The sequence below is a fragment of the Pseudomonas sp. Pseusp97 genome (assembly GCF_047304025.1).
Lineage (GTDB): Bacteria > Pseudomonadota > Gammaproteobacteria > Pseudomonadales > Pseudomonadaceae > Pseudomonas.
The window spans coordinates 1-12,517 of record NZ_JBGLYK010000174.1 but is presented as its reverse complement, the minus strand read 5'-3'; the positions used below and the strand labels follow the sequence as shown (position 1 = coordinate 12,517).

The following is a 12,517-nucleotide window of genomic DNA, read 5'->3' as shown; positions in this document are numbered from 1 at the left end:
GGCGGCCGCGCCCGTGCTCGAACACCAGGGTCGCCGCCGCGCGCCGCGCCAGTGCCGCACCGGCATGGCGCTCGATCAGGTACAGGCACAGGTCCAGCCCGGCCTGGGCGCCGCCGGAGCAGAGCCGACCGTTGTCGTCGGTACACAGGGCGTCGATGTCCAGCCGCACCTGGGGATAACGTTCGCGGAACGCTGTTTCCAGCGCCCAGTGCGTGGTCGCGCGCCGGTCGTCCAGCACGCCAGCTTCTGCCAGCAGGAAGGCGCTGCTGCACAGGCTGCCCAGTTGAACGCCGGCAGGCGCGTGGCGCAGCCAGTCCAGCAGTCGTCGGTTGGCAGCGAAGCTGGCTTCGATATCCGCGCCGGTGGCAGGAATCAGCAGCAGGTCGCAGCGCTCGGCGAGATCGAGCCCGCCTTCCACTGCCACGCGTCCGAAAGGCAACTCCACCGGCGCGCCGTCTTCGCTGACCCGCAGCACCTCGAAGCGCCGCTCACCGGCCAGACGGTTGGCCAGGTGGAAACTGTCCATGGCCAGGCCAAGACTGGAACACAGGGTTTGCGGGCAGACGAACAGGGCTATCCTGAACATGGCGTCTCGCTTTCAACTGGCGGCTGAATTGGCGCTATTGATCATAATGTTGTCGATATTGCCAATCGTGTCCAGTCGATCCCCTGCCGATACTGCGTCCATCCTCCCTGACACGAGTCCCGCCATGGCCCACGCCAATGCCCAGCTGATCGAACGTTTCTACCAGGCCTTCCAGCGTCGCGACGGCGAGGCCATGGCCGCCTGCTACAGCGCCGACGTGCAGTTCAGCGACCCGGTCTTCACCGACCTGCGCGGCGCCGAAGCCGGCGACATGTGGCGCATGCTCACCGCCCGTGCCCAGGATTTCTCGCTGACCTACGAGGGCGTCGAGGCTGACGAAACGCGGGGTTCAGCGCGCTGGGTGGCTTCCTACACCTTCACCCAGACAGGTCGGAAAGTGACCAATCACATCCAGGCACATTTCCACTTCCGTGAAGGATTGATCTGTCAGCACGTGGACAGCTTCGACCTCTGGAAGTGGTCGCGCCAGGCACTCGGCGTCAAGGGGGCCCTGCTGGGCTGGGCGCCGCCGGTGCAGGCGGCGATTCGCGCGCAGGCCGCCAAAGGCCTCGCCGCGTACCGCGCACAACGGGTGGAAACGGCCTGATAGCGGGCTTCCGGGCTCGCCCGCGGCGGCTGGATAGGCTTAAATGACAGGCGACTGAAAGCCGGACGCCGCCATGATCACACTTTTCCAGTTCCCGCCCGCCTTCAACGTACCCAACGTCAGCCCCTTCTGCCTGAAGCTGGAGACCTTCCTGCGCCTCGCCGGGCTGGAGTACGAGGTCAAGCCGGTGATGGACCCGCGCAAGGGGCCCAAGGGCAAGCTGCCGTTCATTACGCTGGACGGCAAACCCATCGCCGACACGGCGATCATCATGCGCACGCTGCAGCAGTACTACGAATTCGACCTCGACGCGGGGCTCGATGCCCGTGGCCGTGGCTGGGCGGTGTCGATCACCCGCCTGTGCGACGAGCATCTGGTGCCGCTGCTGATCTACTTCCGCTGGCTCGACGAGCAGGGTTTCCGCCAGGTCAAGGACGTGATGCTGCGTAGCGTCCCCGCGCCGCTGCGGCCAGTGGTGGGCGCCATGCTGCAGCGCAAGATCCGCGGCGACCTCAAGGGCCGCGGCCTGCTGCGCCATAGCCGCGAGGAACTGCTGGGCTTCGCCCGCGATGACCTCGAAGCCCTCGACGGCATGCTCGGCGACCTGCCGTACTTCGGTGGCGCCCAGCCCTGCAGCGCCGATGCCGCGACCTACGGCGTGCTGGCCAATCTGGTCCTCAGCACCCTTGAAACCCCGCTCAACGACATGGCGCGCAGCTACGAGCGCCTGGTCGGCTATTGCGATCGCATGCAGGCGCGGGTCTGGGCGTCGTGACCGTCGCCGAACCCAGGCCCTGGTTCGTCTACCTGGTGCGCGCCGAGAACGGCGCGCTGTATTGCGGCATCAGCGACGACGCGCAGCGGCGCTTCGAAGCTCATCGCACGGGCAAGGGGGCGCGCTTCTTCCATTCCAGCCCGGCCCGGGCGCTGGTCTATGTCGAGGCCTGTCCCGGCAAGGGCGACGCCCTGCGCCGCGAGCGCGCGATCAAGGCGCTGAGCAAGCAGGCCAAGGAGCGCCTGGTACTGGCCAGCCCGTTCACCATCAGCGCCGTGGATGTCGTGCCATCCGAGGGATGAGGTAGGACACGCCCGGCGTACGGGTTAAGCTGCCGGACCACCTTCCGGCCGCTGGAGCCACCCATGTCCGAGCTGATCCTGCACCACTACCCGACTTCGCCCTTCGCCGAAAAGGCGCGTCTGATGCTGGGCTTCAAGCAGCTGTCCTGGCGCTCGGTGACCATCCCGCCGCTGATGCCCAAGCCGGATCTCATGGCCCTCACCGGCGGCTACCGCAAGACCCCGGTGCTGCAGGTCGGCGCCGACATCTATTGCGACACCGCGCTGATCGCCCGCCGCCTGGAGCAGGAAAAGGCCGTGCCGGCGCTGTTCCCCGAAGGCCACGAGTTCACCTCGGCGAGCTTCGCCCTGTGGGCCGACTCGGTGATCTTCCAGCATGCCGTCAGCCTGGTGTTCCAGCCCGAATCCATCGCCATGCGCTTCGGCAAGCTGCCGCCGCAGTTCCTCCAGGCCTTCGTCGCCGACCGCAGCCAGCTGTTCAGCGGTGGCACCGCCAGCCGGTTGCCGGCCGAGCAGGCCAAGCACCAGTGGCCGGCGTTCATGGCGCGCGTCGAGCAGCAACTGGCGCGGGAAGAGGGCGACTATCTGTTCGGTGAGCCTTCCATTGCCGATTTCGCCCTGGCCCATTGCCTTTGGTTCCTCAAGGGCACGCCGGTCACCGCGCCGCTGGTGGACGACTACCCCGCGGTCGCCGCGTGGCTCGGCCGCGTGCTGGGCTTCGGCCACGGCGCCGCCAGCGAGATGAGCGCAGAGGAAGCCATTGCCGTTGCCCGCGACCACCAGCCGGCCGCACTGCCGGAGGAAACCTTCGTCGACCCCAACGGCTTCGAGGCCGGCCAGCGCGTGGTGATCGCCGCCACCGACTACGGCTGCGACCCGGTGGAAGGCGAACTGCTCCACGCCGGCCTGGAAAGCCTGGTCCTGCGCCGCGAAGACCCGCGCGCCGGCACCGTCCACGTGCACTTCCCGCGCATCGGCTTCAGCATCCGCCCGGCCTGAGTCCGACCGGGCCCGGACACTGCCGCGTCACCGGCGTACGTAGGCGCGGCAGGTTCTCGGCCATTTCGCGAAAGTGCTGCAGGCGCTCGTAGCAGAGCGCCATTTCCCCGCTGTTGCTGTTGTACCAGGCGTCCGGCGCGCCGCAGCTGACCAGGCGAATGTTCAGCGGGCGCGGCGGACGGAACAGGCGGAACACCTCGTTGACCATCAGTTGCAGGTGGTCGCCGTCGCGCAGCAGGGCGACCAGCGGAGCGGTTTCGTCACGGTTCACCGAAGGCGAGTCCCAGGTCAGGTGCCACGCTGCGTGGTGCTGGATCGACGCCGTGCGCCGTGAATGGCGAATCCACTCCAGCGCCTTGCTCGCCTGACGGAACTCCTGGTCACAGTAGACCGCCCGCTCGTAGGGCAGGCCGGTCAGCGGCGGCAGCCAGTCCAGCCGCGCCATGTCGCTGCCGTAGAGCAGGCAGGCGATGTTGTAGTAGCGCTGTTCGTCCAGCGGATGGCTGTCCCAGGCCAGCACCTGGTCCGGCGGCGCCTTGGGCGTCTGCCATTCGAGCCGCCAGTAGTCGGCGATGTCCAGCAGGCGCGCGTCCACCTCGTCACGCGGCAATTTCGCGTAGAGGTGGAACAGCAGGATGAAGCCGAGCTGGTCTGCCGCATCTTCCTCGCGCCCGAGCACCGGCAGGTCGTACTCGGCGATCAGCACATGCCCCATCTCGTGCATCACGCTGAATTCGGCATTGGCCAGCACGAAGCGTGCGACGTTTGGCGTGAGGGGTGTCGGCTCGGCGAAAAGCAGGCGGGTACAGAGCAGCAACAGCAGCGCCCAGTACGAGCAGGGCAACCGGGGATGCCCGGAGAGCGGTGACGCAGTTGTAGGAATTGGCAAAGTGGACATGGCGGCCACCGCGATGGAGAGGCGCCTGATTTGACTGTAGCAGCGCGGAGCCGCTCGCTCTGGGGTGTTTGGTCGGGTTCGCGAGCAAGCTCGCTCCTACAATGAGCGCTCCGTGCTGGCCGGCCGCCTATAGGAGCGAGGTTGCTCGCGAACCGCCCGGCGACAAATCGTCAGCCACAAAAAAGCCCGTCGCGGGACGGGCCTTTCGTTTAAACCGCGGCTCAATCCTTGCGACGCTTGAGCTGGTCCTGCAACTGGGTCGGCAGGCCGCGGATGATCAGCATGTCGCGCGCCTCGTCGTACTCCACCTTGCTGCCCAGCAGGTGCGCCTCGAAGCTGATCGACAGCCCCTCGGCGCGGCCGGTGAAGCGGCGGAACTGGTTGAGGGTGCGCTTGTCCGCCGGGATCTCCGGCGACAGGCCGTAGTCCTTGTTACGGATGTAGTCGTAGAAGGCGCGCGGCGCCTGGTCGTCCATCAGCTCGGAGAGTGCGTCCAGGGCCATCGGCTCGCCGATCTTGGCCTGGCTGGTGGCGTAGTCCACCAGCACGTCGGTCTTCTCGCGGGCCTGCTCTTCGGGCAGGTCTTCGCTCTCCACGAAATCGCTGAAGGCCTTGAGCAGGGTGCGCGTCTCGCTCGGGCCGTCGACGCCCTCGGTGCAGCCGATGAAGTCGCGGAAGTAGTCGGAGACCTTCTTGCCGCCCTTGCCCTTGATGAACGAGATGTACTGCTTGGACGTCTTGTTGTTCTGCCACTCGGAGATGTTGATCCGCGCGGCCATGTGCAGCTGGCCCAGGTCCAAGTGGCGCGACGGGGTCACTTCCAGCGCGTCGGTCACCGCCACGCCTTCGCTGTGGTGCAGCAGGGCGATGGACAGGTAGTCGGTCATGCCCTGCTGGTAATGGCAGAACAGCACGTGGCCACCGGTGGAGAGATTGGACTCTTCCATCAGCGTCTTCAGGTGCTCCACCGCCTGCTTGGAGAAGGCGACGAAGTCCTTGCCGCCATCCAGGTACTCGGTCAGCCAGCCGCTGAACGGGTAGGCGCCGGACTCGCCCTGGAACAGGCCCCAGGCCTTGTTCGGCTTGGCGTTGTAGCTCTCGTTGAGGTCGGCCATCAGGTTCTCGATGGCCTGGGAGTCGCCCAGCTCGGCGTCGCGCGCGTGCAGCGTCGCGGGATTGCCGTCGGGCTTCTTGTCGATCAGGTGGACGATGGCGTGACGAATCGGCATGGCGGACCCGGATGTTCAGTGCCGGCGGCGCCGCGTGCATCGAAGCGGCGGCGGGGCGGGCGGATTGGAAAACGCCAGAGTTTACCCGACCCGGCGCCCGGATGCGCGGCGCCGATCAGTCCGCCGCCGGCACCAGCCCCGCGTCGCGCTCGCGGCGGTTGCGGCGCAACTGGCGCAGGCGGCGGATCACGTAGTTCAGGTGCAGGTGCAGTTCGTACAGCTCGTTGTAGTAGGACAGCGGCACCTCGACCTTGGCCAGTTCGGCCTCCAACTGCTCCAGGCGTTCGATCTCGGTGCTCAGCTCGGCGCTGCCGGTGCGTTCGTCCAGGCGCCGGTCGATCTCGCGCAGGTAGCGGTACCAGCGGTAGATGCGCGCGCGGATGCGCCAGCGGTACAGCGGGCCGATGGACTTGAGCAAGGGAATGAGGATGGCGATGAACGGGATCAGCAGGATGATGTAGCGGTCCGCCAGGGAGGCGATGCGGAACGGCAGGAAGCGTTGCAGCAGCGGCGGGCCGCTCTTGTAGTAGCGCTCGGCGTCTTCCTGCAGCGCCAGGGTGCGCGGTTCGGCGCTGGGGAAGGCGCCGGCCGCATCGAGCAGGCTGCCGCTCTTCATCACCGCACGAGCGGCTTCGAGGATCAGCGGGGTGAGCGCCGGGTGGAAGTCGCCGTTGACCACCAGCGTGGCCACCGGCGAGAGGGTGGCGAGGTCCTGGTCCGGCACGTTCTGCGCCAGGTTCAGCAGGCCTTCGCTGACTTCCACACGCTTGAGGAAAGGAATGCGCGCCTCGTAGGCGTGGGCGCGGCGAAAGCCGGTGAGCTTGAGATCGGGGCTGGCGGCGAGGCGCTGGATCAGCGGGTTCTCCGCCGGGCCGACGAAGAAGGCGGCGTCCAGCTCGCCGGCCAGCAACTGGTTGGCCACTGCGTTACCGCCGTGGGCTTGCCAGCCGGCGGGCAGTGGATCGGTGGGAATCTCGTTGGCCTTGAGGATGGCCTCGGTCACCGCCTCCGTGCCGCTGCCGGCACCGCCGATGGCCACGCGCAGGGCGAGCAGGTCGGCCAAACGGTCGATTTTCGCCTCGCGGCGCTGGAACAGCCACAGCGGCTCCTGGAATACCGCGCCGAGCGTCTGCAGGTGGGCGCGCTGTTTGGGTTCCAGCTGCAGTTCCTGGCCGCTTTGCACCAGCGCCAGGTCCACGCCGCTGTTGTCGTCCAGCAGCTTGCCGAGGTTCTCCCGCGAGCCTGCGGTGCGCACCAGTTGCAGGTCGAAACCCTGCTTGGCCAGCTCCTCCTTCAGCCGCTGGCCGAACACCGCGTAGCCACCGCCCGGCGCGCCGGTGGCCAGGGTGGCGCTCATCGGCGGCGGCGGGGCGACGAAGTAGAAGACCGCGGCGACCAGCGCGGCCAGCACCGGTACCAGCCAGAGGTTGGCGCGCACCAAGATGGCGAGGTCCTTGAGCATGTTCAGAAGGCGTTGCATGGGGAGTCCTTGTGACGACGTTCCGTTCTGAAAAGATAGCCAGCCTGGACGCCGACGGCACCTGTAGGAGCGAGCTTGCTCGCGAACCTGCCCCGCTTGACGCTTCCTTGCAGGAGCGGATGACGGCCCGCGATCCGCCCTTGCCGAAGCGCAAACCGCTATCATCGCAAGCCTCGAAACACGGCTGCGGACTTCACGGCATGCGCATTCTCCACACCTCCGACTGGCACCTCGGCCAGCATTTCATGGGCAAGAGCCGCGAGGCCGAGCACCAGGCGTTCTGCGCCTGGCTGGTCGAACAGGTGCGCGAGCAGGCCGTGGACGCGGTGATCATCGCCGGCGACGTGTTCGACACCGGCGCGCCGCCCAGCTATGCCCGCGAGCAATACAACCGCTTCATCGTCGAGCTGCGCGACACCGGCGCACGGCTGGTGATGCTGGGCGGCAACCATGATTCTGTGGCGATGCTGGAGGAATCCCGCGACCTGCTGGCCTGCCTGGATACGCAGGTGATTGCCGCCGTCGGCACCGACATCGATCGCCAGTTGCTGGTGCTGCCGCAGCGCGATGGCCAACCCGGCGCCATCCTCTGCGCGATCCCCTTCATCCGCCCGCGCGACGTACTCACCAGTCAGGCCGGGCAGAGCGCGCAGGACAAGCAACTGGCCCTGCAACAGGCGATCCAGGCGCACTACCGCGAGCTGTTCGAGCGCGCCGAGACCGAGCGCGAAAAGCTCGGCCGCCAGTTGCCGATCATCGCCACCGGCCACCTCACCACCGTCGGCGCCAGTGCCAGCGAGTCGGTGCGGGAAATCTACGTCGGCACCCTCGAAGCCTTCCCCACCAGCGCCTTCCCGGCGGCGGACTACATCGCCCTCGGCCACATCCACCGGCCGCAGAAGGTCGGCGGCCTGGAGCACATCCGCTACAGCGGCTCGCCCATCGCTCTGAGCTTCGACGAGGCGACCCAGAGCAAGGAAGTGCTGCTGGTGGACCTGGACGACAGCGGTCTGCGCAGCGTCACCGCGCTGCCGGTGCCGCGCTTCCAGCCGTTGAAATCGGTGTCCGGCAGCCTCGCCGAACTGCCTGCCGAGCTGGCTCGCGTCGCCCGCGAAGGCAGTGTGGAGCAGCCGGTCTGGCTGGAAGTCATGGTGCACACCGATGATTACCTGAGCGACATCCAGCTGCGCGTCGAGAAGCTCTGCGAGGAGTTGCCGGTGATCGTCCTGCGCACCCGCCGCGAACGAGGTGCCGCACAGGCGGCGCTGTTCAGCGAAGCCAGGGAAACCCTCGATGAACTCAGCCCCGAGGACGTGTTCCGCCAGCGCCTCGACGCCGAGGACCTGGAGGCGCCGTTGCGCGAACGCCTCACAGGGCTCTACCGGGAAGTCGTCGCCGAGCTGGAGGAGGAGCGCCCATGAGAATCCTCAGCCTGCGCCTGAAGAACCTCAACTCGCTCAAGGGCGAGTGGAAGATCGACTTCAGCGCCGAGCCCTTCGCCGGCACTGGACTGTTCGCCATCACCGGGCCGACCGGGGCGGGCAAGACCACCCTGCTCGATGCGATTTGCCTCGCGCTGTACCACCGCACGCCGCGCATGAGCGTCCTGTCGCAGAGCGGCAACGAACTGATGACCCGGCACACCGCCGACTGCCTCGCTGAAGTGGAATTCGAGGTGAAGGGCCAGCCCTACCGCGCTTTCTGGAGCCAGCGCCGGGCACGCGACAAGGCGGAAGGCGCGTTGCAGGCACCGAAGGTGGAGCTGGTGCGCATCGACCGCGCCACCGGCGAGGGCCAGATACTCACCGACAAGATCAGCGACAAGCTCAAGCAGACCGAGACGCTCACCGGCCTGGACTTCGAGCGCTTCACCAAATCCATGCTGCTGGCGCAGGGCGGTTTCGCTGCCTTCCTCGAGGCCAACGCCAACCAGCGCGCGGAGCTGCTGGAAGAACTCACAGGCACGGAAATCTACGGGCTGATATCCCAGCGCGTGTTCGAGCGCACCCGTGAAGTGCGCGGCGCGCTGGACCAGTTGCGCGCCCGCGCCGACGGCTTCGAGCTGCTCAGCCCCGAGCAACGCGGCGAACTGGAACAGCAGGGCCTCGACGCTGCCGTGCAGGAAACTGCGTTGCAGGCGCAGCACGCGGCCGTTCAGGCGCAGCGTCGCTGGCGCGAAGACCTGACCCGCGCGCAGCAGCAGGTCGAGCAGGCCGGCTCGAAGGAAGCCAGCGCGCGTGAGGCGCTTCAGCAGGCACAACCCGATCTGCAGCGTCTGGCGGACAGTGAGCCCGCTGCGCGACTGCAGCCGTTGCACCAGGCCTGGCGCAGCAGTCACGAGAGCGTCGAGCAGGGCCGCTCGGCGTTGCAGGACAATCGCACGCAGCAGGCGGCCAACCGCGAGGAAGTCGGCCAGGCGCTCTGGGCAGCCAGCCAGTATGCACAGCAGATGCAGGCTGCACGGGAGGGCGATTACAAGGTTGTCAGCGAACAGCGGCAGGAGCTGCAGGCGCGCCTGGCGCAGCATCCGCATCGCGCAAAACTGGGCGAGCTGCTGGGTGGATGGCGCGCGCAATTCGTCCAGCGCTCGCGCCTGGCCCAGGCCATCGCCGACCTGCAGCGGCAGGCGCAGCTGGCTGATCAGGCGCTGCAGGCCGCCACGGCGCAACGACAGACCCTGCTGGGCAACGTCGCTTTCATGCAGCAGCAGTCCGATTCGGCCGGCGCACAGGAAAGCCAGTGTCAGCGGCAGCTCGATGCGATGCTTGGCGGCGCCACCGAGGGGGAACTGCGCGAGCGTCTGCAACGACTGCAATCGCAAAGCCGTGGGCTCGACCGTCTGGAGCAACTCTCCCAGGCTCGCGCCCAGGCGGCTGCACAGCTCGCGCGCTGGCAGCCGGAGCTGGATTCACTGCTTCAACGCAAGGCCGAACGCGACGCAGCCATCGTTGCGCTGCGCGAGCATTATCAGGCGACCAGGCAGCAGGTCGGCGACAAGGAACAACTCCTCCAGCAGGAGCAGCGCATCCACCAGCTCGAGCACCTGCGCGCGCAGCTGCAGCCCGGCGAGGCCTGCCCCTTGTGCGGCTCGCCGGAGCATCCGGCGGTGGCGGCGTATCAGGCGCTGGATGTGTCCTCCACGCAAAGGGCGCTGGAACAGGCGCGTCAGCAACTGGCCGAGCTGGAAGGCCGGGGCATCGCCCTGCGCGGCGAGCTGGCCGAACTGGACGCGCAATTGCAGCAGGGGCAGCGTCAGCTGGAAGACGCCCAGGCCGCGTTGGCACAGCACCAGCAGGTGTGGCAGCAACAGTGTGAGGCGCAGGGGCTCGCGCTGCCGGATGACCAGCACCTCAGTGCCGAGCGCGAGCGGCATGAGGCGTCACTGATCGCCTTGCAGCAGCAACTGAAAACGCTGGAAGACCGCCGCGTCCAACTCCAGCAGGCGCAACAGCAACGCCAGCGCGCCGAACGCGATCATGCCGAGGCAGCGCAGCAACTGGCACTGTTCGACCAGCAGCAGAGCCACGAACGCCAGCGCCAGGAAGAGCGTGCGCATCAACTCGCGACCCAGCGTGCTGATCTGCAACAGCAGGACCAGGCGCTGGCAACCTCGCTGGGTGGGCTGGGCTACGAGGTTCCGCACGACGGCGAGCAATGGCTGGCCGAACGCACGGCGGAATGGCAGCAGTGGCAGCAGGATCAGCAGCGCAGCCAGGAGTTGGCCGTGGCTGAGCGCGATGCCGAACAGTCGGTTCGTGCGGCGCAGCAAATTGCAGCGCAATGGCTGCAGCGTTGGCAGACGGCTGGCTTCGAGGCGCGCCAGCCGCTGGAGATTCATGCGGCACCACAGCAGGCATTGGCGCAGGCCGAGGAACAGTTGGCAGCCGCCCAGCGCCAGGCTGATGCCTTGCAAGGGCGCGAGCAGTCACTGGCGGAACGCCTGGAGCAGGAACAGACGCGCCTTGCCGAGCGCCTGGCGAACTGGCAACAGGCGCTGGCGGCGAGCCCCTTCGCCGATGAAGCGACCTACCTTGCTGCGCTGCTGGACGATGCCCGGCGCAGCGAACTCAGCCAGCTGCGCCAGCGTCTGGAAACAGCCATCACCGAGGCCGTGACCCTGCGCGCGGCCGCGACCCAGGATGTCGAGCGCTTGCAGGCCGAGCCCCACGGCGAGCAACCGCTGGAAGAACTCGACCAGCAGTTGCAGGCACTCGCTACGCAACTGCGCGAGTTCGGCCAGCGCCAGGGCGAGATTCGCGCCCAGCTGCAAGGCGACGACACTCGTCGCGCCAGCCAGCAGAGCCTGTTCGCCGAAATCGCCCGGCAAGAGGAAGAGCACGATCTCTGGCAGCGCCTGAACAGCCTGATCGGCGCCTCCGACGGCGCACGCTACCGACGTTTCGCCCAGGGCCTGACCCTCGACCACCTGGTGCACCTTGCCAACCGTCAACTGCAGCGCCTGCATGGCCGCTACCAACTGGCGCGACGCAGCGACGGCGAGCTGGAGCTGGAAGTGGTGGACACCTGGCAGGGCGACACGGCGCGCGACTGCAAGACGCTGTCCGGCGGCGAGAGCTTCCTGGTCAGCCTGGCGCTGGCGCTGGCGCTGTCCGACCTGGTCAGCCACAAGACCAGCATCGACTCGCTGTTCCTCGACGAAGGCTTCGGCACCCTCGACGGCGAGACCCTTGAGGTTGCGCTGGATGCCCTCGACAGCCTCAACGCCAGCGGCAAGACCATCGGCGTGATCAGCCACGTCGAGGCGCTGAAGGAGCGCATTCCGGTGCAACTCAAGGTGCACAAGGGCGTCGGCATGGGTTACAGCCAGCTCGACGCACGCTTCCGTTTCAACCCGGAACGATTCGAACCGGAGAAAGCCTGATGGACATGCCCGTGCGCCACTGCGAAGAGAACGACCTGGCCGACTGGGTCGACCTGCGCCTGCAGCTCTGGCCAGGAGATCACGCGGAGGAATTCGTCGAGGAGGCGCGCGACATTCTTGCGCAGCCGCAACGCTATGGCGCGTGGTTGTGCCGCGATGAACAGGGGAGTGCGCTCGGGTTGGCGGAAGCCTCGGTGCGCAGCGATTACGTGAATGGTACGGAAGGCTCGCCCGTGCTGTTTCTCGAAGGTATCTACGTGCGCGAGGAGGTCCGCCGGCAAGGCGTGGCGCGGGCGTTGGTGCACGCCGTGCAGGCCTGGGGGCGTGCCCGCGGCTGTGTGGATTTCGCCTCCGATGCAGCGCTGGACAATAGCGCCAGCCATGCCTTGCATCGCGCCCTGGGCTTCGTCGAGACCGAGCGAGTGGTGTTCTTCCGCAAGCCGCTGCGCGATTGATCCACATCAGGCGGAACGCGACTGCGGCACTGCTGTCAACTTGCAATCGACGCCAGGCGAGATAGGCTCAAGACCGCGCAACGCAGCCGTATCTGCCCAAGTCGGCATTCACGTGATCTTTCGTAGAGGTGATTTGAGATGAAGCAATCCGCATCGGCTCCGAAGAAACCCGCAGCGGCCAAAACCGCCGCGAAGCCGGCTGCGAAAGCGGCCAGCAAACCTGCCGCGAAACCTGCCGCTGCCAAGCCGGCCGCCAAGCCTGTTGCCAGCAAATCCGCCGCTGCCAAGGCTGCGGCGGATTTGC

Annotated in this window: 11 protein-coding genes; 7 read left to right on the top strand and 4 right to left on the bottom strand. The window is 67.3% G+C overall.

The genetic code is table 11. From position 1 onward, the window contains the following. Positions 1-586, bottom strand: a 586-nt coding sequence (locus tag ACCC94_RS22395) for a GlxA family transcriptional regulator (RefSeq protein WP_413351770.1), incomplete at its 3' end; no start/stop codon positions are given. Positions 587-710: 124 nt separating this feature from the next. Between ACCC94_RS22395 and ACCC94_RS22390 the strand changes: the two genes are divergently transcribed. From ACCC94_RS22390 to ACCC94_RS22375, 4 genes are all read left to right on the top strand, one after another. After that, positions 711-1,193, top strand: coding sequence for a nuclear transport factor 2 family protein (locus tag ACCC94_RS22390; protein WP_413351769.1), 483 nt, complete (start codon positions 711-713; stop codon positions 1,191-1,193). Between the two features lie 73 nt (positions 1,194-1,266). After that, positions 1,267-1,968, top strand: coding sequence for a glutathione S-transferase C-terminal domain-containing protein (locus ACCC94_RS22385; protein WP_413351766.1), 702 nt, complete (start codon positions 1,267-1,269; stop codon positions 1,966-1,968). Next, complete coding sequence (locus ACCC94_RS22380) at positions 1,965-2,270, top strand: GIY-YIG nuclease family protein (RefSeq protein ID WP_413351765.1); 306 nt, start codon at positions 1,965-1,967, stop codon at positions 2,268-2,270. The genes ACCC94_RS22385 and ACCC94_RS22380 overlap by 4 nt, the downstream gene beginning before the upstream one ends. Before the next feature lie 63 nt (positions 2,271-2,333). Further along, positions 2,334-3,269, top strand: coding sequence for a glutathione S-transferase family protein (locus tag ACCC94_RS22375; RefSeq protein ID WP_413351764.1), 936 nt, complete (start codon positions 2,334-2,336; stop codon positions 3,267-3,269). Here the strand turns inward: ACCC94_RS22375 and ACCC94_RS22370 are convergent. The 3 genes from ACCC94_RS22370 to ACCC94_RS22360 all read right to left on the bottom strand — a co-directional run bounded on the left by ACCC94_RS22370 (position 3,250) and on the right by ACCC94_RS22360 (position 6,876). Beyond that, the gene (locus tag ACCC94_RS22370; protein ID WP_413351762.1) at positions 3,250-4,167 is read right to left on the bottom strand and encodes a DUF4344 domain-containing metallopeptidase; all 918 of its coding nucleotides are present in this window, start codon (positions 4,165-4,167) and stop codon (positions 3,250-3,252) included. The genes ACCC94_RS22375 and ACCC94_RS22370 overlap by 20 nt on opposite strands. A gap of 221 nt (positions 4,168-4,388) precedes the next feature. Beyond that, positions 4,389-5,396 (bottom strand): nucleoid-associated protein YejK, encoded by a 1,008-nt coding sequence (yejK, locus tag ACCC94_RS22365; RefSeq protein ID WP_413351760.1) that lies wholly within the window; start codon positions 5,394-5,396, stop codon positions 4,389-4,391. 115 nt (positions 5,397-5,511) lie between these two features. Further along, positions 5,512-6,876: a TAXI family TRAP transporter solute-binding subunit gene (locus tag ACCC94_RS22360; RefSeq protein WP_413351759.1), complete on the bottom strand. Its 1,365-nt coding sequence runs from the start codon at positions 6,874-6,876 to the stop codon at positions 5,512-5,514. Between the two features lie 200 nt (positions 6,877-7,076). On the opposite strand from ACCC94_RS22360, the gene sbcD reads away from it, so the two are divergent. The 3 genes from sbcD to aac(6') are packed head-to-tail and all read left to right on the top strand — an operon-like array spanning position 7,077 to position 12,213. Next, positions 7,077-8,297 carry an exonuclease subunit SbcD gene (gene sbcD, locus ACCC94_RS22355; RefSeq protein WP_413351758.1) on the top strand — a complete coding sequence of 407 codons (1,221 nt, stop codon included), beginning with the start codon at positions 7,077-7,079 and terminating at the stop codon, positions 8,295-8,297. Then, positions 8,294-11,758, top strand: a complete 3,465-nt coding sequence (locus ACCC94_RS22350) for an AAA family ATPase (protein WP_413351756.1) — start codon at positions 8,294-8,296, stop codon at positions 11,756-11,758. Before sbcD ends, ACCC94_RS22350 begins: the two co-directional genes overlap by 4 nt. Positions 11,759-11,763: 5 nt before the next feature. After that, positions 11,764-12,213, top strand: a complete 450-nt coding sequence (gene aac(6'), locus ACCC94_RS22345) for an aminoglycoside 6'-N-acetyltransferase (protein ID WP_413351773.1) — start codon at positions 11,764-11,766, stop codon at positions 12,211-12,213. Positions 12,214-12,517: the final 304 nt, after the last annotated feature.

Bases quoted from the DNA above. Each gene is read 5' to 3' on its own strand.
- ACCC94_RS22390 (WP_413351769.1), top strand. From the start codon at position 711: ATGGCCCACGCCAATGCCCAGCTGATCGAACGTTTCTACCAGGCCTTC.
- ACCC94_RS22385 (WP_413351766.1), top strand. From the start codon at position 1,267: ATGATCACACTTTTCCAGTTCCCGCCCGCCTTCAACGTACCCAACGTC.
- ACCC94_RS22375 (WP_413351764.1), top strand. From the start codon at position 2,334: ATGTCCGAGCTGATCCTGCACCACTACCCGACTTCGCCCTTCGCCGAA.
- ACCC94_RS22370 (WP_413351762.1), bottom strand. From the start codon at position 4,167: ATGTCCACTTTGCCAATTCCTACAACTGCGTCACCGCTCTCCGGGCAT.
- yejK (WP_413351760.1), bottom strand. From the start codon at position 5,396: ATGCCGATTCGTCACGCCATCGTCCACCTGATCGACAAGAAGCCCGAC.
- ACCC94_RS22360 (WP_413351759.1), bottom strand. From the start codon at position 6,876: ATGCAACGCCTTCTGAACATGCTCAAGGACCTCGCCATCTTGGTGCGC.
- sbcD (WP_413351758.1), top strand. From the start codon at position 7,077: ATGCGCATTCTCCACACCTCCGACTGGCACCTCGGCCAGCATTTCATG.
- ACCC94_RS22350 (WP_413351756.1), top strand. From the start codon at position 8,294: ATGAGAATCCTCAGCCTGCGCCTGAAGAACCTCAACTCGCTCAAGGGC.